At 66.8% G+C, this 20324-nt stretch carries 13 protein-coding genes and 1 riboswitch; of the genes, 7 read left to right on the forward strand and 6 right to left on the reverse strand.

What is annotated here, in order from left to right; all coding sequences use genetic code 11:
- Nucleotides 1–9: 9 nt before the first annotated feature.
- The 3 genes from XcodCFBP4690_RS13445 to ahcY all read right to left on the reverse strand — a co-directional run bounded on the left by XcodCFBP4690_RS13445 (nucleotide 10) and on the right by ahcY (nucleotide 3848).
- Nucleotides 10–489, reverse strand: coding sequence for a restriction endonuclease subunit S (locus XcodCFBP4690_RS13445; RefSeq protein ID WP_104541485.1), 480 nt, complete (start codon nucleotides 487–489; stop codon nucleotides 10–12).
- Complete coding sequence (locus tag XcodCFBP4690_RS13450; RefSeq protein WP_244183660.1) at nucleotides 486–2219, reverse strand: class I SAM-dependent DNA methyltransferase; 1734 nt, start codon at nucleotides 2217–2219, stop codon at nucleotides 486–488. The genes XcodCFBP4690_RS13445 and XcodCFBP4690_RS13450 overlap by 4 nt, the downstream gene beginning before the upstream one ends.
- Before the next feature lie 186 nt (nucleotides 2220–2405).
- On the reverse strand, nucleotides 2406–3848 hold the full coding sequence (gene ahcY / locus XcodCFBP4690_RS13455; RefSeq protein WP_104541487.1) for an adenosylhomocysteinase: 1443 nt from the start codon (nucleotides 3846–3848) through the stop codon (nucleotides 2406–2408).
- A gap of 31 nt (nucleotides 3849–3879) precedes the next feature.
- Nucleotides 3880–3993, reverse strand: a riboswitch (S-adenosyl-L-homocysteine riboswitch).
- Between the two features lie 270 nt (nucleotides 3994–4263).
- Here ahcY and XcodCFBP4690_RS13460 point away from each other — a divergent pair.
- From XcodCFBP4690_RS13460 to XcodCFBP4690_RS13485, 6 genes are all read left to right on the forward strand, one after another.
- Nucleotides 4264–6741 (forward strand): S9 family peptidase, encoded by a 2478-nt coding sequence (locus XcodCFBP4690_RS13460; protein WP_410049663.1) that lies wholly within the window; start codon nucleotides 4264–4266, stop codon nucleotides 6739–6741.
- Between the two features lie 305 nt (nucleotides 6742–7046).
- Complete coding sequence (gene ppc, locus XcodCFBP4690_RS13465; protein WP_104541491.1) at nucleotides 7047–9761, forward strand: phosphoenolpyruvate carboxylase; 2715 nt, start codon at nucleotides 7047–7049, stop codon at nucleotides 9759–9761.
- An 80-nt stretch (nucleotides 9762–9841) separates the two neighbouring features.
- Nucleotides 9842–10414 (forward strand): TetR/AcrR family transcriptional regulator, encoded by a 573-nt coding sequence (locus tag XcodCFBP4690_RS13470; protein WP_167394617.1) that lies wholly within the window; start codon nucleotides 9842–9844, stop codon nucleotides 10412–10414.
- On the forward strand, nucleotides 10411–11448 hold the full coding sequence (locus tag XcodCFBP4690_RS13475; protein ID WP_104541493.1) for an Lnb N-terminal periplasmic domain-containing protein: 1038 nt from the start codon (nucleotides 10411–10413) through the stop codon (nucleotides 11446–11448). The genes XcodCFBP4690_RS13470 and XcodCFBP4690_RS13475 overlap by 4 nt, the downstream gene beginning before the upstream one ends.
- A gap of 77 nt (nucleotides 11449–11525) precedes the next feature.
- Complete coding sequence (locus tag XcodCFBP4690_RS13480) at nucleotides 11526–13478, forward strand: esterase/lipase family protein (RefSeq protein WP_104541611.1); 1953 nt, start codon at nucleotides 11526–11528, stop codon at nucleotides 13476–13478.
- A 109-nt stretch (nucleotides 13479–13587) separates the two neighbouring features.
- The gene (locus XcodCFBP4690_RS13485; protein WP_104541495.1) at nucleotides 13588–14784 is read left to right on the forward strand and encodes an OmpA family protein; all 1197 of its coding nucleotides are present in this window, start codon (nucleotides 13588–13590) and stop codon (nucleotides 14782–14784) included.
- 997 nt (nucleotides 14785–15781) lie between these two features.
- On the opposite strand, the gene metK is transcribed toward XcodCFBP4690_RS13485, so the two are convergent.
- Entirely contained in the window at nucleotides 15782–16993 is a 1212-nt protein-coding gene (metK, locus tag XcodCFBP4690_RS13500; protein WP_104541501.1) for a methionine adenosyltransferase, read from the reverse strand.
- 219 nt (nucleotides 16994–17212) lie between these two features.
- Here metK and XcodCFBP4690_RS13505 point away from each other — a divergent pair, with 219 nt between their 5' ends.
- Nucleotides 17213–18331 carry a metal-dependent hydrolase gene (locus tag XcodCFBP4690_RS13505; protein WP_104541503.1) on the forward strand — a complete coding sequence of 373 codons (1119 nt, stop codon included), beginning with the start codon at nucleotides 17213–17215 and terminating at the stop codon, nucleotides 18329–18331.
- Here XcodCFBP4690_RS13505 and XcodCFBP4690_RS13510 read toward each other — a convergent pair.
- The gene (locus tag XcodCFBP4690_RS13510) at nucleotides 18325–19152 is read right to left on the reverse strand and encodes a methyltransferase domain-containing protein (RefSeq protein WP_104541505.1); all 828 of its coding nucleotides are present in this window, start codon (nucleotides 19150–19152) and stop codon (nucleotides 18325–18327) included. The genes XcodCFBP4690_RS13505 and XcodCFBP4690_RS13510 overlap by 7 nt on opposite strands.
- A gap of 28 nt (nucleotides 19153–19180) precedes the next feature.
- The gene (gene dusB / locus XcodCFBP4690_RS13515) at nucleotides 19181–20179 is read right to left on the reverse strand and encodes a tRNA dihydrouridine synthase DusB (protein WP_104541507.1); all 999 of its coding nucleotides are present in this window, start codon (nucleotides 20177–20179) and stop codon (nucleotides 19181–19183) included.
- Between the last annotated feature and the right edge of the window lie 145 nt (nucleotides 20180–20324).

A 20324-nucleotide genomic window follows, 5' to 3' on the forward strand; every position in this document is an offset into this window, starting at 1 on the left:
AAGAAGACCTTAAGCGGCTTGGAGATTCTCTTCGGCATTGGCGCGGGCGCGGTCGAGGGCGGCGAAGGCTTGATCCAGCACTGCGACGATGCGCTTCTGCTCGTTCAACGGAGGAAGCGGAATCTCAATTGCATAGACGTCATTCCGGTTGATGCCGGGCTTTACGCCTTTAGCCAGTGACGGAAGATCAAGCGAGTGCAGCAGATATTCAAGGTAACTGAGTTCAGTCGTTGTCTTGTCGTGCTCTGAGAAATACGTAACGTCTAGCGGCCAGAAAGGTTCGTCCGCTCTTTTGATTTCCCCAGCAGAGCCTTTTCGTCCAATTATCAGGGCAGGTCCTTCACATAGTGGCTTATGCGTGTAGTCCTTGATGCCGTTCGCGCCGTAAACGGGTACAGCGCCATCCGCGATTCGAAAATCAGCGTCTAGCGGCTTGCCGTAGTGCAAGGTCAATACTTTGCTGAGAGGAACTAGCGGCCAATGACTCACAGCATCGCCCTTACCGTCGCCAGCAACTTCGCCGTCTCAGCATCCCGCGCCAGCATGTCGTCGATGATCTGCTGCGGGGTGCGCTGCGGCACGGCCTCCGGCGCGTGCGGATTCTTGACCGACAGATCGCAGGTGGTGGCGTCCACATCGGCCACGTCAATCGTCCAGCTTTTTTCACCGCTAGCTTTGGTCTTCTGCAGTGCCACGAACTCTGCAAGATCCGCATCGTTCAGCGGCGTGGTCTTGCCCATCGAGCGGCCGGGGTCGAGTTGGTAGTACCAAATGCTGCGCGTGGGCGCACCCTTGTCGAAGAACAGCACCACAGTCTTCACGCCCGCGCCCTGGAAGGTGCCGGACGGGCAATCGAGCACGGTGTGCAGGTTGCAGCTGGCCAGCAGTTCGCGACGCAGTTCGACGCTGGCGTTGTCGGTGTTGCTGAGGAAGGTGTTCTTGATGACTACCGCGCCTCGCCCACCGGCTTTGAGCTTGCGAATGAAGTGCTGCAGGAACAGGTAGGCCGTCTCCGAGGAGCGGATGTCGAAGTTCTGCTGCACCTCTTTACGCTCGCCACCGCCGAAGGGCGGGTTGGCCAGCACGATGTCGTGGCGATCCTTCTGCTGGATGTGCCTCACGTCCTCGGACAGCGTATTGGCGTGGCGGATGTTGGGCGCGTCGATGCCGTGCAGGATCATGTTCATCACGCCCAGCACGTAGGCCAGCGATTTCTTCTCCTGCCCGTAGAAGGTTTTGCGCTGTAGCGTGTCCCAATCCTTGGCGGACAGGTCATCGCGGCGCAGGTGCTCCCAGGCTTCGCACAGGAAGCCCGCGCTGCCGCAGGCGCCGTCGTAGATGGTCTCGCCGATCTGCGGCTGCACCACCTGAATCATCGCGCGGATCAGCGGGCGCGGTGTGTAGTACTCGCCGCCGTTGCGGCCGGCGTTGCCCATGCGCTTGATGCGGGTCTCGTACAGGTCGGACAGTTCGTGCTTGGCCTCGGAACTGCCAAAGCTCAGTGTGTCGACGATCTCCAGCACGTCGCGCAGGGTGTAGCCGGAGCGGAAGCGGTTAGCCACTTCCGAGAAGATCTCGCCGATCTTGTACTGCAGGCTGTCGGCCTGCACGGTGCTGTCCTTGAACGACTTGAGGTGAGGTGCCAGCTTGGCGTTGACGAACTCGATGAGATCGCTACCGGTGCGTGCGTTCGGGTCAGGCTTGCCGTCGCTGGTCTTTGGCGCGGCCCAGTCCTGCCAGCGGTAGGGGCGGGTCAGGATCGGTGCGTAGGGCTTGCCCTTGAGCGCGGCCTCATCGGCCCATTCGTGTTCCATGTCGTCCAGGTACTTCAGGAATAGCAGCCACGAGGTCTGCTCGGCGTAGTCCAGCTCCGAGGCCAGGCCTTCGTCGTTGCGCATGGCCTTGTCGATGGCATTGAAGGCCTGGACGTAGGCATTGTGGCTGCCTTGTTCTGTCTTCGCGCTGCCGCGTTTGGCACGCGGTGTAGCCGATGCGGCGTCACGCTGCTTGCCTGCCGCAGGGATGGCATCGGCGATCGACACGGAACCACCGCGCCCACGACCGGGCACGATGCGGCCTTGCTCGATCAGGTGCGCTTTGACCCGGGTGTAGGTGCTGTCGGCCCAGCCCAACGCGCTGCCTAGTTTGCCGTTGCCTGCAGAGCCACCCAGTGCCTCCAGGGTCTGCATGAATCGTTCGGCTTGTGTTTCCAGCGACATCGGGTATGGGCTCCAGCGTTCGGATCGGGCGGGCATTGTCGCAGCGAACGGGGCCGCCGGCATCCTCAGTTGATAGGGCAGCGCCGGCGGCAGAATATTCCAGACGCGCTTGGTCCACTGACCACACCAAAAACGGGCGCCTCGCGGCGCCCGTTTTTGTCTGCGTGGCGATGTGTCGCCGATGTATCAGTAGCGGTAATGATCCGGCTTGAACGGGCCTTCCACCGGCACGCCGAGGTAGTCGGCCTGGTCCTTGGTCAGGGTGGTCAGCTTCACGCCGATCTTTTCCAGGTGCAGGCGCGCGACTTCTTCGTCCAAATGCTTGGGCAGGATGTAGACCTTCTTCTCGTAGCTGTCGCGCTTTTCCCACAGGTCGATCTGGGCCAGGGTCTGGTTGGCGAACGAGTTGGACATCACGAAGCTCGGGTGGCCGGTGGCGCAGCCCAGGTTGACCAGGCGGCCGTCGGCCAGCAGGAAGATCGCGTTGCCGTTGGGGAACACGTACTTGTCCACCTGCGGCTTGATGTTGATCTTCTGCACACCCTTGAGGGCATTGAGCGCATCGACCTGGATCTCGTTGTCGAAGTGGCCGATGTTGCAGACGATGGCCTGGTCCTTCATCGCCTGCAGGTGTTCGGCGGTGATGATGTCCTTGTTGCCGGTGGTGGTGACATAGATGTCGCCACGGCCCAGGGTGGATTCGATGGTATTGACCTCGAAGCCTTCCATCGCGGCCTGCAGGGCGCAGATCGGGTCGATCTCGGTCACGATCACGCGGGCGCCATAGGCGCGCAGCGAGGCGGCGCTGCCCTTGCCCACGTCGCCGTAGCCGCAGACCACGGCGACCTTGCCGGCCAGCATCACGTCCATCGCGCGCTTGAGGCCATCGGCCAGCGACTCGCGGCAGCCATAGAGGTTGTCGAACTTGCTCTTGGTGACCGAGTCGTTGACGTTGATGGCCGGGATCAGCAGCTTGCCGGCTTCGGCGATCTGGTACAGGCGGTGCACGCCGGTGGTGGTCTCTTCGGACACGCCCTTCCAATCCTTGACCACACGCGCCCAGTAACCCGGGCGTTCGACCGCCACGCGCTTGAGCAGCGCCTTGATCACGCCTTCCTCGTGCGAGGCCGCCGGCTCGTCGACCCAGGTGCTGCCGTTCTCGAGCTCATAGCCCTTGTGGATCAGCAGGGTGACGTCGCCACCGTCGTCCACCACCAGCTCCGGGCCGGTCAGGGTGCCGTCGGGCAGGGTGAAGGTCAGCGCGTCCAGGGTGCAGTCCCAGTACTCTTCCAGCGTCTCGCCCTTCCAGGCGAACACGGGGGTGCCGGTGGCGGCGATCGCCGCGGCAGCATGGTCCTGGGTGGAGAAGATGTTGCACGAGGCCCAGCGCACATTGGCGCCGATGTCCTTGAGGGTTTCGATCAGCACTGCGGTCTGGATGGTCATGTGCAGCGAGCCGGTGACGCGCACGTCCTTCAGCGGCTTGGTCTGCGCATGCTTGCGGCGGATCGACATCAGGCCCGGCATTTCGTGCTCGGCGATGTCCAGCTCCTTGCGGCCCCAATCGGCCAGGGAGATGTCGGCGATCTTGTAATCGGTATGCGGGTCGATCTTGGTCACAGCGTTCATGCAATGGCTCCGGTAGGCAAACGAATGTCTGCAATGCCGGGCGCCGTTGAACGGTGAATGCTGGTCGAGCCTGGCCGTATGCCCCGCACCTATGGTGCGGATGGCGGATCAGTCCGCCTTACCGGTCGCAGCGCCCCTCGACGAGAGCGCCGATTATATCGGTAGCGTCCTCCTCCGGCATGAATTGGCCTGCTTGATTGGCATGCCCCCAACCAACGGCAGGGGAGCGGGCAGCGGGCGGCTGCTATGGTCCGGGCTCGATCAGAGCGGGGAAGCGGCAATGCAGGCCAAACGCAAGGCGCATCACAGGTTGCAGCACGAAACCGGATCGACGAGTGGTGTTGCGGCGATCGCCGCGCCGCCGACCGACCCGTGGCGCGGGCAGGCCGATCGCAGTGCAGCCGGCGCTCTTCCAATGGCGCGTGCGGTGTTGCTCGCCGTGCTGGGCCTGCCATCGCTGGCCTGCGCGGCGGGTGTGCCGGCGGGGCAGGTGGCTACCGCGGGCACTGGCTATCAGGTGCCTTCCCAGCCGCTGCAGGCGGTGGTGGATGCGCCCCGCGCCCCGCTGCTGCAGCTGTCTCCGCAGCGTGACCTGGCTGCAATGCTGCAACTGCCGGCGTTGCCGGACATCGCCGAGGTGGCCCAGCCCGAGCTCAAGCTGGCCGGCGTGCGCATCCATCCCAAAACCTTCGCCAGCAGCCGGTTTTCCTTCGCCGGCAAGCTGTGGTTGCAATCGATCGGCGACGGTCGCGAGCGGCAGATCGCCGGGTTGCCCACGCCGTTGTCGCTGGCCACGTTGAACTGGTCGCCGGACCAACGCTATCTGGCCTTCCGCCGCGAAGATGCCGCCAGCGGCGCCAATGAGCTGTGGCTGGTGGACGTGGCCACCGCGCAGGCGCGGCGGCTGGTGGCCGGTTTGAACAGCACCGTCAACGACGAGCTGCGCTGGTTGCCCGACAGCAGCGGCCTGCTGGTGCAGCAGCAGGTGCCAGGGCAGGGCACGCCACCGCCGCGCGATGCCACGCCGCAGGGCCCCGCGGTCCAGCAGACCACTGCGGCGGCGGGTGTGCGCGCGCTGCCGACCTATCAGGACCTGTTGCGCAACGAAGCCGATGCACGCGTGTTCGAGTACTACGCCACCGGCCAGCCGATCATCGTGGGCGTGAACGGGCAGGTGCGCCCGATCGCCACGCCCGGCATCCATCTCAACCTGTCGGTATCGCCGGATGGTCGTTACATCCTGAGCGAACGCAGCGAGCGGCCGTTCTCGTATCTGGTGCCGGTGGACAACTTCCCGCGTCGCATCGAGGTGCTGGACATGCAAGGCAAGCTGGTGCGCCAGATCGCGCAGCTGCCGCTGGTGGAAGGCCTGCCCACCGGCAACGATGCGGTGCCGACCGGTGTGCGCGACATCACCTGGCGGCACGATGCGCCGGCCACGCTGGTCTGGGTTGAAGCGCAGGATGGCGGCGACCCGGCGCGCGAGAGCAAGATCCGCGATGCGGTGCGGATGCAGGCCGCGCCGTTCACGCGCGCACCGGTCACGCTGGCGCAGCTGGGCAGTCGCTTCGACGGGATCCTGTGGGGCCGCGGCGATCTGGCGATCCTCAGCGAGAGCTGGTGGAAAACTCGCCGCATCAAACAATGGCGCATTGCCCCCGATCAGCCCAAGCGCGCGCCGGAACTGCTGTGGGACCGTTCCTCGCAAGACCGCTACAACGACCCGGGCACGCCGGCAACCGTTGCCGATGGCAAGGGGCGCGCGCTGTTGCAGACCAGCAGCGATGGCCACAGCCTGTTCCTGCTCGGCAAGGGCGCCTCGCCGGAAGGCGACCGGCCGTTCGTGGATCGCTTCGATCTGCAAAGCAAGCGCGCCACACGGCTGTTCCATTCGCAGGCACCCAGCTATTCCGCGCCCCTGGCGCTGCTGGATGCGCAAGCCACGCAGTTGCTGCTCAGCCGCGAATCGCCCGAAGAGCCGGCCAACTATTTCGTGCAGTCGCTGGGCGATGCGGCTCCTGCACCGCGTGCGTTGACGCACTTCGCGCATCCATTGCCGCAGTTGCGCGGCGTGCAGAAAGAGCAGATCCGCTACAAGCGTGCCGATGGCGTGGACCTCACCGCCACGCTGCTGCTGCCGCCCGGTTACGACCCCAAACGCGACGGTCCGCGGCCGCTGCTGATGTGGGCCTACCCCGGCGAATTCAAAAGCGCCGATACCGCCAGCCAGGTCACCGACTCGCCGTATCGCTTCAATGCCATCAGCTACTGGGGGCCGCAGGCGTTCCTGGCAATCGGCTACGTGGTGCTCAACAACCCGACCATGCCGATCGTCGGTGAAGGCGATGCCGAACCCAACGACACCTACGTGCCGCAACTGATCGCTGATGCGCAGGCGGCGGTGGACGAGGTGGTGCGGCGCGGGGTTACCGACCGGCAGCACATCGCCATCGGCGGGCATTCCTATGGCGCCTTCATGACGGCGAATCTGCTCGCGCATACGCGCCTGTTCAAGGCCGGCATTGCGCGCAGCGGCGCCTACAACCGCACGCTCACCCCGTTCGGTTTCCAGGCCGAAGAACGCAATTACTGGCAGGCGCAGTCGGTGTATCAGGCGATGTCGCCATTCAACTACGCCGACAAGATCAAGGACCCGCTGCTGCTGATCCACGGCCAGGACGACAACAACACCGGCACCTTCCCGATCCAGAGCGAGCGCATGTTCGCTGCGATCAAGGGGCTGGGCGGCACCGCGCGGCTGGTGATGTTGCCCAACGAATCGCACGCCTACCGCGCGCGGCAGTCGATCCTGCATATGCTGGCCGAGAGCGAGCAGTGGTTGAAGACGCATGTCGGCGATCCTTCCGCGCCGGCTGCAGCGCCGTCCAGGTGATGAGCGTCGTCCAGGTGATGAGCGTCGTCGCACACAATGGTGTGCGAAAGCATGTTGGATCAGTGTCTCGCAGGTAGGAGTGCACCCGGGCGCGATGGAGCGTTGCCGGTAAAACCTTGTCGCGCCCGGGTGCGCTCCTAAGCATCGATGCTGGCGTCGGGCGACAGGTTTTTAGTGGCATGTACGAATGCGAGTGGGACCGGCGCAGGATGGTTCGCTCTGAAACCGTCTTGCGCAACGCAACCCTCTAATCCTTTTGGGTTAGTCTTCGACGACTTTGCGCTTGAAGAGGGTGTGCGTTTCCGATGAACGAGTACCGCAGCAGTCTTGTGTTCGCTACCCCCGATCTGCCCTTGCGCGACGATGTCCGCCGGCTCGGCGCGTTGGTCGGCGACCTGCTCGCCGAGCAGGTGTCTGCGGAATTCCTCGATGAAATCGAACGCGTCCGTACCACCGCCATTTCGCGTCGCGAGAGCGATGCGCCGCCTTCCACGTTGAGCGAACAGCTGACCGGGCGCGCGCCGCGCGATGCCGAGGCGCTGGTGCGCGCCTTCAGCACCTATTTCCAGGTGGTCAACATCGCCGAGCGCGTGCATCGCATCCGCCGCCGCCGCGACTACCAGCGCAGCGGCACCGATACGCCGCAGCCCGATGGCCTGCACGATGCGCTGCGCCGGCTCAAGGCGCAGGGTGTCACGCTGGAGGAACTCAGCGACTGGCTGCCGCGCATCGACGTGGAGCCGGTGTTCACCGCCCATCCCACCGAAGCGGTGCGCCGCGCGTTGCTGGAAAAAGAACAGCTGATGGTCGCCAGCCTGGTCGACAATCTCGATGGCATGCGCACGCCCAACGAGCGCGCCAGCGATGCGGCGCGTTTCCGCATGGCCTTGACCGCCTCCTGGCAGACCGCCGATTCCTCGCCGGTACGTCCTACCGTGGACGACGAGCGCGAACACGTGGGGTTCTATCTCACCCAGGTGCTCTACCGCGTCATCCCGGTGATGTACGAAACCCTGGAACACGCCATCGAGGAAACCTACGGCAGCGTGCCGCCGCTGCCGCGCCTGCTGCGCTTCGGCACCTGGGTGGGCGGGGACATGGACGGCAATCCGAATGTGGATGCCGCCACCATCGCCGGCACCCTGGATGCGCAGCGCCGCGCGGTGCTGGACCGTTACCAGAAGGAGCTCTGGCAACTGGCCAGCCTGCTCAGCCAGTCGACCACGCTGGTGCAGGTCAGCCCCGAACTCACCGCGCAGCTGGAGCGCTATCGCGCGTTCCTGCCGGACGCGGCTGCGCGTTCGCGCCCGCGCCACGGCGACATGCCGTACCGCCTGCTCAACGACCTGATGCGCGCGCGCCTGCAGGCCACGCTGGACGATGCCGACGGCGCCTACGCCGCGCCAACCGAACTCGAACACGATCTGCAACTGATCCTGGACAGCCTGCAGGCCAACAAGGGCCTGCACGCCGGCTGGTTCGCGGTGCGCCGCCTGTTGTGGCGCGTGCGCAGCTTCGGGTTTCATCTGGCGCGGCTGGATGTACGCCAGGAGTCGAGCGTGCATGCGCGCGCGGTGGCCGCCGCGCTGGGCCAGGGCGACTGGGAAGGGCAGGATGCGACACGGCGCGCCGCCGCGCTCGGTCCGTATGCCGCTGGCGAACAGGCGCTGCCGCACGTGGACGACGAAGGCAACACGCGGCTGGATGCGGTGTTCGCCGCGCTCGCCGATGCCCGCACGCGCCATGGCGCCGACGCGCTGGGCAGCTACATCATCTCGATGGCGCACAACCGCGCCGACGTGCTCACCGTGCTGGCGCTGGCGCGCCGCGGCGGGCTGGTCGACGACGCCGGTGCGGTGCCGCTGGACATCGTGCCGCTGTTCGAAACCGTGGACGATCTGCGTGGCGGTACCGGCACCGTGCAGGACCTGCTGGCCGACCCGGTGTACCGCCGGCATCTGGCCGCGCGCGGCGACACCCAGATGGTGATGCTGGGCTATTCGGACAGCGGCAAGGACGGTGGCATTGCCGCCTCGCGCTGGGGCCTGCAACGCGCGCAGGTGGAACTGCTGGAAGCCGCTGCCGAGCTGGGCGTGCGGCTGACGTTTTTCCACGGCCGCGGCGGCTCGATCGCCCGCGGCGGCGGCAAGACCAGCCGCGCGCTGGATGCTGCCCCGCGCGGCAGCGTGGATGGCCGCCTGCGCGTCACCGAGCAGGGCGAGGTGATCCACCGCAAGTACGGCATCCGCGCATTGGCGCTGCGCTCGCTGGAGCAGATGACCGGTGCGGTGCTGTTGTCCAGCCTGCGCCCGCGTGCGCCGGAACCGCGCGAGGAGCGCTGGCGGCCGGTGATGGATCTGGTGGCCGAGCGCAGTACGGTGGCCTACCGCGCCTTCGTCGGTGCCCCGGATTTCATGCAGTACTTCCGCCTGGCCACGCCGATCGATGTGATCGAACGCATGACGCTGGGCTCGCGGCCCTCGCGGCGGCTGGGCCAGGATGCCGCGCTGTCGAACCTGCGCGCGATTCCGTGGGTGTTCGCCTGGAGCCAGGCGCGTGCGGTGATTCCGGGCTGGTACGGCGTAGGCAGCGGCCTGCAGGCGGCGGTGGAGGCCGGGCACGAAGACACCTTGCGCGAGATGGCGCAGGACTGGCCGTTCTTCCGCACCTTCCTGGACGATGTGGCGATGGTGCTGTCCAAGGGCGACCTCACCATTGCCGAGCTGTTCTCGCGGCTGTCGGGCGACCTGCACGCGCGGTTTTTCCCGCAGATCCGCGACGAACTGGCGCTGACCAAGGGCTGGGTCAAGGCGCTGCTGCAGCAGCAATCGTTGTTGCAGCACGACCCGCGGCTGGCCTTGTCGATCCGTCTGCGCAACCCGTACATCGATCCGATCAGCGTGCTGCAGGTGGATCTGCTGCAGCGCTGGCGGGCTACCGATGGCGAAGACGAGGACCTGCTGCGTGCGCTGGTCGCCTGCGTCAACGGCGTCTCGCAAGGGGTGCAGAACACCGGCTGATCCGACCGTTGGTCGGCGCGTGCGCGCAATCGGCAAGCGGGCTCTGGCATAAGCGGACAAATCTGTCCGATAATGCCGGCATGATGACCTCCCGCCCCGATGCCGCGCTGCGCCGCCGGCAGATTCTCGATGCCGCCGACGAAGTATTCAGCGAATACGGCGTCAATGCCCCATTGGAACTGGTGGTGGAGCGTGCCGGCCTGGGCCGCGCCACCTTGTACCGCAACTTCCCGGACCGGCTCGCCTTGATGACCGCGCTGATGACGCGTGGACTGGACGGCCTGGAGCGACTGGCCGCCGACCTGGCCGACCGCCCGGATGGATTGGCCGTGCTGCTGCACGACGTGGCCGAGCACATCGCCCAGTCGGCGCCCTTGGTGGACTTCTGGCGCTCGATCGAACGCGCGCACCCGGCGGTGGAAGCCGCCGACCGGCGCGTGGTGGCGATCTTCCTGCCGTTCGTCCAGCGCGCCCGCGATGCCGGCCTGTGCCGGGCCGATGTCGACGACGAACAACTGCTGCTGGTGATCGACATGCTGGGCAGTTGCCTGCGCGGCAATGACGAGTCCGAACGCAAGCGGCTTGCGCACCGCTCGGCCGATCTGCTGATGCATGCGCTGGGCATGCAGGTACCCGAAGGCGGCACGCGATGACACCGGCCACCCGTGCGGTCATCGGCCGCTGGGCATTGCGCGTGGCGCTGGTGCTGGCCGCGACCTGGGGCGCATTGGCGATCCATTTCGCGCTCACCGGCAATGCGCTGGTGCGCATCGGCTGGGTGGCATCATGGTGCGCGATGGCGCTGGCCGCGTTGTGGGGCTTGCGCCGTGGCCGCGAGAACTGGGCCCTGGTGGGCATCTTCGGCGCGGCATTCGTGGCTTTGGCGGTGTCGTGGGCGATGATGCAGCCCAGCCAAGACCGCGACTGGGCCGACGATGTCGCCCAGCGCCTGCAGCCGGAGGTGCGCGGCAACATCGTCACCCTGCGCAACGTGCGCAATTTCGACTGGCGTGGCGAAACCAATTACGTTCCGCGCTGGGAAACGCGCCAGTACGATCTGGATCGGCTGGTCAGCGCCGACCTGGCCTTGTCGTACTGGATGGGCCCGGCGATCGCGCACACCCTGGTGTCGTTCGGTTTCGATGACGGCTCGCACGTGGTGTTTTCGCTGGAAATCCGCAAGGAGCGCGGCGAGTCGTTCTCGGCCGTGGGCGGCTTCTTCCGCAGTTTCGAAGAAACCCTGGTGGCCGCCGATGAGCGCGACATCCTGCGCGTGCGCACCAACGTGCGCGGCGAGGACATGTACCTGTATCGCCTGGCGATTCCCAAGGCCGGGCTGCGCCGGATGTTCATGGGCTATGTCGGGCTGGCCAACGATCTGAATCGCAAGCCGGCGTTCTACAACACGCTGACCAGCAACTGCACCACGATCGTGTTCGCCCTGGTACGCCAGCTGCGGCCCACCCTGCCGCTGGATCACCGCCTGCTGTTGTCCGGCTATGCCGACGAATACGCCTACGATCACCAGGGCCTGATGCCCGGCTACGACTTCGCCACGCTGAAGCAGCGCGGGCATTTCACTGCGCGTGCGATCGCCGCCGATACTGCCGCGGATTTTTCCGAGCGCATCCGCGCCGGCATGCCGCAGGCACCGGCACCCGGTGCCTCGGCGAGCGCGGCGCAGTGATCCCGCGTGCACGCCTGCGCGGCAGCGCTGCGCTGCTGGCGGCCGCGTTGCTGGGAACGTGGCTGAGCGGCTGTGCCATGGTCACGGTGCAATCGCGCAACAGCGGCGAGTACATCGCGCAGACGCGCGGCGATGTGCTCAGCACCGGCGCACTTAGCCAATCCGGCAGCGAGACCCTGCAGGTGGCCGGCCTGCAGCCCAAGGCCTGCCGCAAGCAGCCACTGCCCTGCGTGCAACACCTGGCCACGGTGGCCGGCATCGGCGATGAGCGCCGCCTGGCCACCCAGGCCGAGCTGTGGACCGCGCATGCGATCGACCTGGGCAGTCGCAACCAGGCGCAGATGAGCGACACGGCGGTGGAAGCCTGGCTGGAAGCCGCGCGGCATGCCTATGCCTACCTGTTCTTCACTGCGCGTGCGCCCGGTGCGCGCGCCTTCGAAAACCGCCAGACCCAGGTGCGCGACTACTACAACTACGCCGTGCAGCAGGTGGTCGAACGCCTGTTCGCGCGTGCGCAGCCAGCCGGACAGATCGCCCCCACACCGACTGCCGTCGGCCGCTGGCAGATCGTCATCGACACGTCTGCGTATCGGCTGCCGGGCGGCGGCAACACACCGCGCGCGATCCTTGCGGCCTCGGCATTGCGCTTTGACGGATTGCGCAGCACGTATCGGCGCGACGGCTTCGGCGCCGAACTGGTGGCCGAAGTGGACCCGCAGGTGGTCGGCGACCCGGCCGGCCTGGCCGTGCAGCAGGCTGCGGCCCCCAGCACCGCGCCCGGGCGCCCGCTGCCGACCTTCAGCGAAATGCCGTATGCACCGGCAACGCTGCTGTTGCGCTTCGAGGGCGATAGCCTGGATGCGGTGCTGCGCACCGACCTGGTGACGGTGGTGCCGTACGACCCGTACCGCCAGAACGAGGTGGTACTGCACGGCCAGCGCGTGCCGCTGGCGGCCAACTTCACGGCGGCCTATGGGCTGTGGCTTGCCAGGTCGGGCTTTGCCGCGCAGTCGTTGCGGTCCATGCTGGGCAGCGCCCGCGGCATCGATCGCCCGCATCTGTATCTGATGCAGCCCTACGATCCCAACCGGCGCGTGCTGCTGATGTTGCATGGGCTGGCCAGCAGCCCGGAGGCCTGGGTCAATGTGGCCAACGAGGTGATGGGCGATGAAACCCTGCGCCAGCACTATCAGATCTGGCAGGTGTATTACCCGACCAACGCGCCGATTGCGGTCAATCGTGCGCAGATCCAGGCGCTGGTGGAGCGCAGCCTGCAGCACTTCGACCCGGCCGGCACCGCACCCGCCTCGCACGGCATGGTGTTGATCGGCCACAGCATGGGCGGGGTGATCGGACGCCTGCTGGTGTCTTCGTCCGGCGAGCGACTCTGGAACTCGCTGCTGCAGGACTATCGGCTGGAAGGCGAACGCGGTGCGCGCGTGCGCGCGACGCTGTCGCCCTTGCTGCATTTTTCGCCGATGCCGCAGATCGACCGCGCCATCTTCATCGCCGCGCCGCATCGCGGCACGCCGCTGGCCGAAGGCGGGTTGGGGCGCTTCGTCGGCCGCATGGTGCGCCTGCCGATTGCCTTGCTGGACCGCTTCGGCGACGTGCTGCAGGACCTCGCCGACAGCGAGCAGAACGGGCAGGGCGGGCCGCCGCGTCGCAAGGGCCGCCTGTTGCCACCGACCAGCATCGACAACCTGCGCGATACCGACCCGTTCGTGCGCGCTACGATGGATCTGCCGATCTCCCCGCAGGTGCGCTACCACACCATCGTGGGCCGCGAAAAACCGCAGATACCACTGGCCGACTCCGACGATGGCCTGGTGCCGTACCGCAGCGCGCACCTGGATGGCCCCGCGTCCGAACTGGTGGTGACCTCCTGGCACAGCGTGCAGGAAACGCCGCAGGCCATCCTGGAGATCCGCCGCATCCTGCATGCGCAGTTGCAGGCCGAAGCTGGCGAGGTGCAGGCACCGATGCAATCGCCGGAGCCTGCGCCGGTGTCTGTGTCCGCCGCCTTGTGAGTTGGCCTTGCGGCCGGGGGCCGGCATGTGCCCGGCACCGTTAGCGCCGTGTTGACCCCGCTCGTGGTATCAGGCCATCTCTCGAACAGGCTCGAACAAGGAAGACGCGATGCGCAAGCTGTCGGCAGTGCTGTGGGCTGCGGTGGTGTTGGTCGGTTGCGGTCGTGGCGAAGCGCCGAAGGATGCAGGTGCTGGCGGCACCGCAGCGTCCGCACCGCAGGCTGCGGTGCGCGCGGTGGGCGCGCCTGCAGCGGCGGCTGACGCCGTGCCGGAATTCCCCGCCATTCCCACCATCGTGGTGCCCGACATCATTGGCGTGACCCCGGCGCAACGCGCGCTGGAAGCCTCGCTGCAGGAAGTACTCGACCCGGTCGAAGGCGTCAGCGTGGTAGCGGCCCGCTGCGGCGATGGCGGCACGCTGGTCAACGATGCCGGCATCACCAGCGTCGATCCCAACGGCAACCTGCTGCGCAATGGCCAGGGAGGTCTGTTCGATCTCAAGGCCGACGGCAGCGGCACCGCCAACTTCGCCGGTGGCCTGATCAGCGTCAACGCCGATGGCAGCGGCACCATCAATGCCACCGGCCAGGATGGCGACGATGCGCTGATCGACGTGCAGTCCAACGGCGGCGGCACCTACAACGGCCCGGCCGGGCTGATCAGCCTGGATGGCAAGGGCGCCGGCACCTGGAACAGCGACAAGAGCGGGCTGATCGACAATCGCGGCGATGGCAGCGGCACCTGGAATGGACCGCGCGGCCTGGTCACCATCAATGCCGACGGCTCGGGCACCTGGAACGGCCCCGATGGCCTGGTGCAGAACCGTGGCGATGGCACCGGCACGGTGGGCACCCCGCCGCGCGAAGTGCGCATGCCGCCGCTCCCGAAGGTGCCGCCGGCCGGCCGCTTCCCGCCACTGCAGAAGTTCGCTCCTCCCGGTGCGCCGTGTGGCTATCTGATCACCTTGAACGACCGCATCCTGTTCGACTTCGACAAGTCCGATATCCGCCCTGATGCCGCACGCGTGCTCGACACGCTGGCTGCAGCGCTTGGCACCGTGACCGCCCGGGAGATGGAAGTGCGTGGGCACACCGATGCCAAGGGCGAGGACGCCTACAACCAGGCACTGTCCGAACGCCGCGCCACTGCGGTGTTGGCAGCGCTGCGCACGCGCGGCGCCGCGCAGGCCGCCAGCGCCAAGGGCTACGGAGAAACGCAGCCGGTGGCCCCCAATACCGTCAACGGGCAGGACAACCCCGGCGGGCGACAACTCAATCGACGGGTCGAGATCTTTCTTCGGACGTGAGCACGAGCTGGTTGCCATCGCTGCGTCGTCGCTGACCGGCGGGGCGATGGTGTATGCCGGTGTGCGCCGGTGGCCAGCACCGCTGGTCTGCGCAGCACGGCGGTGATTGCGCCTTCCATGCTCCAGCGACTATGCCGACTTGCGCGTCCTGCGCATGCGGATATCGGGGAGTGCCGTGGCGTCATCGAAGTGCAACACCTCTTCACCACCATGCGCGGCGCCTGCTTGCAGGTGCGATGCGGAGCGCTGCATCGCTTTGTCGGTGTTCGCAGTGGCGCTGGCGCGGTCACCGTGAACGGCGCGCCGCACCTGGATGACGCATGATCGATCGTGGTTGGCTGCTGCACCGTTCGCAGTGCTGTCTTGGGCGCCTGCACGCGGGCTGTGACGTCGTCTTGCGCGTGTATCGCCGGGGCAGCGTAGGTGTGTGCAAGCGCGATGATGTGGAGCAGGGGGCATGGCGGCAGGCGGCGTTCGCTGGCGAAGGGGAATCGCTGCGGTCCGCGACTGCTCGCCGCAGCGGGCGCGATGCGATGGGGATCGCGTTGCGCCCGCTGCACTGCGGGGCGCGCCCTGGGCAGCCAGCGTACAGGTCAGCGCCCGAGCTGTGTGGGCGGCATTTCCGCGCGCCACAGCAGTTGCAGCTCGATTGGTAGTGTCGCGATCGCGACAGCTGTCCTGCGGTGGTCTGCATGGCATGTGGCTTCGCCCCGTACCCTCAGCCCAATCCCTTTTCCAGCAGGAGAGGGGGTGGGGTCGTCGTCCCTTCTCCCGCAAGGCGGGAGAAGGTGCGCCGTAGGGGCGGATGAGGGGACGTGCGCAGCCACGTGCTAGTCGGCAGGTGAGTGGCTTCGCACGTACCCTCACCCCACCTCCGCTCTTCGCAACCCGCCATTTCCTGGAGTTGGGCAACCACCGACAGACCCCGAAACGAAACCGGGCCGCATCAGCGGCCCAGTCGTCGTGCATCGCGCTCGCTCCTGCAGGAGCGGCGTGCTTACTTCAGCTTCGCATCGGCGCGCAGGGCGTCGGCGCGGTCGGTCTTTTCCCACGAGAACGAGGTGGCGGTGTGCTTGGTGCCGGCACCGTCGGTATAGCTGAACTCCTTGGGCTTGCGGCCGAAGTGGCCGTAGGACGCGGTCTGCTGGTACATCGGGTGGATCAGGTCGAGCATCTGGATGATGCCGAACGGACGCAGGTCGAAGTGCTTGCGGATCAGCTTCTCGATCTGCTCGTCGGCGATCTTGCCGGTGCCGAAGGTGGTGACCGAGATCGAGGTCGGCTCGGCCACGCCGATGGCGTAGGAGACCTGCACTTCGCAACGGTCGGCCAGGCCGGCAGCCACGACATTCTTTGCCACGTAGCGCGCGGCATAGGCGGCCGAACGGTCGACCTTGGACGGATCCTTGCCCGAGAACGCGCCGCCGCCGTGACGGGCCCAGCCGCCGTAGGTGTCGACGATGATCTTGCGGCCGGTCAGGCCGCAATCGCCCACCGGGCCGCCGATGACGAACTTGCCGGTCGGGTTGATATGGAACTTGGTGCCCTTGTGCAGCCACTTGGCCGGCAGCACCGGCTTGAGGATTTCCTCGCGCACCGCCTCGATCAGGTCCTTCTGCTTGACGCCCGGGTCGTGCTGGGTCGACAGCACCACCGCATCGATCGCGGTCGCCACGCCGTCTTCATAGCGCAGTGTGACCTGCGACTTGGCATCCGGACGCAGCCAGGCCAGCGCCGAGTTCTTCTTCTTGCGGATCTTGGCCTGCTGCTCGACCAGACGGTGCGACAGGTGGATCGCCGCCGGCATGTAGCTGTCGGTCTCGTTGGTGGCATAGCCGAACATCAGGCCCTGGTCGCCGGCGCCCTGTTCTTCGGGCTTCTTGCGGTCCACGCCCTGGTTGATGTCCGGCGACTGCTTGCCGATCAGGTTGAGCACGCCGCAGGTCTCGCCGTCGAAGCCGACGTCGGAGCTGTTGTAGCCGATGTCCAGGATCACCTTGCGGGTCAGCGCTTCCAGATCGATCCAGGCGCTGGTGGTCACTTCGCCGGCCACGATCGCCACACCGGTCTTGACCATGGTCTCGCAGGCCACGCGGGCGCGCTTGTCCTGGGCCAGGATGGCATCCAGCACGGCGTCGGAGATCTGGTCGGCGATCTTGTCCGGATGGCCTTCGGAGACCGATTCGGAGGTGAACAGGTAGCTGGACATCAGGCTTATATCCCTTGATTCGGATGAAAAGATGGGTGCGGATGATACACGCCCGCGGTGACCGTTGCATTGTGCGCCTGAACGCGGCGGCGTGGGGTTAAGCCGATGTCGGCGGATCGGGCGCATCCCATACCGGGGACGGTGCCGCTATGGCGATACCGAGCGAAAGCACCGGTCGATATCCCTATGCATGCATGTCCAGCCTGCTAGCATCGGCCGATGGATTCATTGACCCAGATCGTTCTTGGCGGCGCCATCGCTGCCGCCATCGCGCCGCCCGGACAGCGACGTGCCGCCTTGCTCGCCGGCGCGGCCCTGGGCACCTTGCCCGACCTCGATTCGCTGGTGTTGCTGCCGCTCACCGACGACCCGGTCACGCTGATGACGGTGCACCGCAGCTTCAGTCATTCGCTGTTCGTGCTGCCGCTGCTGGGGTGGCTGATCTGGTGGCTGTTCCGCCGCTACGGCAACGGACGGGTGGCCGGAGAGCCAACGCGCTGGTTCTGGGCGATCCAGCTGGCTTTGATCACCCACCCGCTGCTGGACGCCTTCACCGTGTACGGCACCCAGCTGTGGTGGCCGCTGCAACCGCATCCGAGCATGTGGTCCAGCGTCTTCATCATCGACCCGGCCTATACGCTGTGGCTGCTGGGCGCGTGCGCCATCGCCTGGTTCGCGCGCGAGCGCCCGCTGGCGCAACGGGTGCTGGTGATCGGCCTGGTGGCAAGTTCCGCGTACCTGGGTTGGTCGCTGATCGCCAAGCAGCTGGTCGATCAACAGGCCGATCGCGCGCTGGCCGCGATGGGGCTGGCCGATGCGCCGCGCTTCTCGGTACCGATGCCCTTCAATACGCTGTTGTGGCGCGTGGTGGCGATGACGCCCAGCGGCTACGTCATCGGCGAGCGCTCGCTGGTGGCCGATAGCGGCCCGATGCAGTTCCGCGGGTTTTCCAGCAACACCCAGGCACTGGGCGAGGTGGCCGCGTTCGACTCGGTGCGCCGGCTGACCTGGTTCAACCGCGGCTTCATGCGCGCGCGCCTGGTGGACGACGACCTGATGCTCAGCGACCTGCGCATGGGCCTGGAGCCGGACTACAACTTCAACTTCGTGGTCGCCCATCGCGAAGACGGAACCTGGCAGCCGATCGTGCCGCGGCAGGTCCAGGCGGCGTACCGCGCGCCGGTGGCCCGCGATCAGATCTGGGCGGTGCTTGCGCAGATGTGGCACCGCATCTGGAACGCGCCAAGCGGCAAGGCGCTGACCGGCGATCTGGAACACGATGCGGCGCCGGCAAGCGCACCGGCGTCGGCCTCAGCCTCGGCCTCGGCGCCTCAGTAGACCGTGGCGCGCGCCTGCACGAAGCAATAGAAGAACACCGCGTCCGGGTCGCTTTGCACCTGCGCCAGTTCGCGGCGCATGCCGTCCACCGTGTCGGCGTCGACCGCACCGGCATGCAGCAGCTGCTCGGCCGCCGACAGCAGCACTTCTTCCCAGAATCCGATCATGGTCTTGCGCCGGCCCGGCTCGCGGTTGTCCAGGTGCAGGGTCTTGATCTGCGTCTGCACATCGCGAAAGCCGCCGGCCAGCAGCAGGTTGCCCAGCTTGGCACCGACGAACGGATCGCCGCCCTGGTCGTGCTGGAAGTCGTTAAACGCCATCCAGTAGCGCCACAGGTTGGGCGAATACGGGTGCAGCAGGAACGAGGCGTTCATCACCTCGGTCACATACACCGGCGAGCCTGGCAGCAGGACGCGCCGCACCTCGTTGAGCACGCGCGCCGGCGAGGGCACATGTTCCAGCACCCAGCACAGGAAGGCCGCATCGAACTGGCGGGCCTCGAAGGGCAGGTCGCCCGCATCGGCCTGCTGCAGGCTGTACCGCTCGCGGCACCAGGCCAGCCGCTCCAGGTTGGCGCGCGCCGCACCCAGTTGCGCCTCGCTCAGGTCCACGCCGGTGACATGCAGCTCGGGAAACCGGCGCAGCAGGATCTCGGTCTGCGCGCCGACGCCACTGCCGACTTCCAGCAGGCGCCGCGCGCCGCTGTAGTCGACCTCGTTGAACAGCGTGGCTTCCAGCAACCGCGCCTGCTTGAGCAGGCGTGCCTGTTCGGTGGCCGAGAAGCCGTGCAGGTAGGTGGGGGTGTCGCTCGGTGCGCTCATGCGTGCGGCTCCAGCAAGCAGAAAAACCTCAGGCGGCGTCCGGCACTGCGGGCGCCACGCCGGCGATCAAGGCATCGAAGTAATCGCGCGTCAGCGCCAGCTGCGCTTCCGGCGTGTCGGCGCGGTTGACCACCGCGCGGAAGTCCGCGCTCTGCGGGTGGTCCTTGGCGTACCAGCCCAGATGCTTGCGCGCGATGCGCACCCCCTGCGGCTGGCCGTAGAAGGCGTGCAGCGCCTCCAGATGGCCAAGCAAGGTGTCGCGCACGAAGGCCAGCGACGGCGGCGGCAATACCTCGCCGGTGACCAGGTAATGCGCCACCTCGCCGAAGATCCAGGGCCGGCCCTGCGCCGCGCGGCCGATCATCACCGCATCCACGCCGGTGGCGCGCAGCACCTGCGCGGCCTTGTGCGGCGAATCGATATCGCCGTTGGCGATCACCGGAATCTGCAGTGCGGCCTTGATCTGCGCAATCGTCGCGTACTCGGCGCTGCCGGTGTAGTGCTGGTCGCGGGTGCGCCCATGCACCGCCAGCGCGGCGATGCCGCAATCCTGCGCAATGCGCGCAATCTCCGGGCCGTTGCGGTGATCGCAATCCCAGCCGGTGCGGATCTTCAGCGTCACCGGTACCTGGACCGCCTGCACCACCGCGCGCAGGATGCGCGCCACCAGCGCCTCATCGCGCATCAGTGCCGAACCGGCCCAGGCGTTGCACACCTTCTTGGCCGGGCAGCCCATGTTGATGTCGATCAGTTGCGCGCCATGGTCGACGTTGTAGCGCGCCGCCTCGGCCAGCTGCTGCGGCTCGGTGCCGGCGATCTGCACGCTGATCGGGTCCGGCTCGCCGGCGTGATCCATGCGGTGCAGCGACTTGCGCGTGTCCCAGAAGCGCGGATCGGAAATGGTCATCTCCGACACCGCCAGCCCGGCGCCCAACCGCTTGCACAGCAGCCGGAACGGCTTGTCGGTGACGCCCGCCATCGGGGCGAGGATCACCTTGGGGGCGATGGTGTAAGGGCCGATCTGCATGCGGGCATTGTAGCTGGGGTGGGGAATCGGGAATCGGGAATGGGGAATGGGGAATGGGGAATCGGAAGAGCGTTTCCGGTCTTCGGTGCTGCGCGATGGCCGTGCGGGGGGCGCGACTGGATAGGGCGAAGGCGGTGGCGAATAT

Source organism: Xanthomonas codiaei (assembly GCF_002939785.1).
In the GTDB taxonomy this organism is placed as follows: Bacteria; Pseudomonadota; Gammaproteobacteria; order Xanthomonadales; family Xanthomonadaceae; genus Xanthomonas; species Xanthomonas codiaei.

Coding starts and splice junctions, on each gene's coding strand:
- XcodCFBP4690_RS13450 (WP_244183660.1), bottom strand. CDS start 2,219: ATGTCGCTGGAAACACAAGCCGAACGATTCATGCAGACCCTGGAGGCA.
- ahcY (WP_104541487.1), bottom strand. CDS start 3,848: ATGAACGCTGTGACCAAGATCGACCCGCATACCGATTACAAGATCGCC.
- XcodCFBP4690_RS13460 (WP_410049663.1), top strand. CDS start 4,264: ATGGCGCGTGCGGTGTTGCTCGCCGTGCTGGGCCTGCCATCGCTGGCC.
- ppc (WP_104541491.1), top strand. CDS start 7,047: ATGAACGAGTACCGCAGCAGTCTTGTGTTCGCTACCCCCGATCTGCCC.
- XcodCFBP4690_RS13470 (WP_167394617.1), top strand. CDS start 9,842: ATGATGACCTCCCGCCCCGATGCCGCGCTGCGCCGCCGGCAGATTCTC.
- XcodCFBP4690_RS13475 (WP_104541493.1), top strand. CDS start 10,411: ATGACACCGGCCACCCGTGCGGTCATCGGCCGCTGGGCATTGCGCGTG.
- XcodCFBP4690_RS13480 (WP_104541611.1), top strand. CDS start 11,526: ATGGTCACGGTGCAATCGCGCAACAGCGGCGAGTACATCGCGCAGACG.
- XcodCFBP4690_RS13485 (WP_104541495.1), top strand. CDS start 13,588: ATGCGCAAGCTGTCGGCAGTGCTGTGGGCTGCGGTGGTGTTGGTCGGT.
- metK (WP_104541501.1), bottom strand. CDS start 16,993: ATGTCCAGCTACCTGTTCACCTCCGAATCGGTCTCCGAAGGCCATCCG.
- XcodCFBP4690_RS13505 (WP_104541503.1), top strand. CDS start 17,213: ATGGATTCATTGACCCAGATCGTTCTTGGCGGCGCCATCGCTGCCGCC.
- XcodCFBP4690_RS13510 (WP_104541505.1), bottom strand. CDS start 19,152: ATGAGCGCACCGAGCGACACCCCCACCTACCTGCACGGCTTCTCGGCC.
- dusB (WP_104541507.1), bottom strand. CDS start 20,179: ATGCAGATCGGCCCTTACACCATCGCCCCCAAGGTGATCCTCGCCCCG.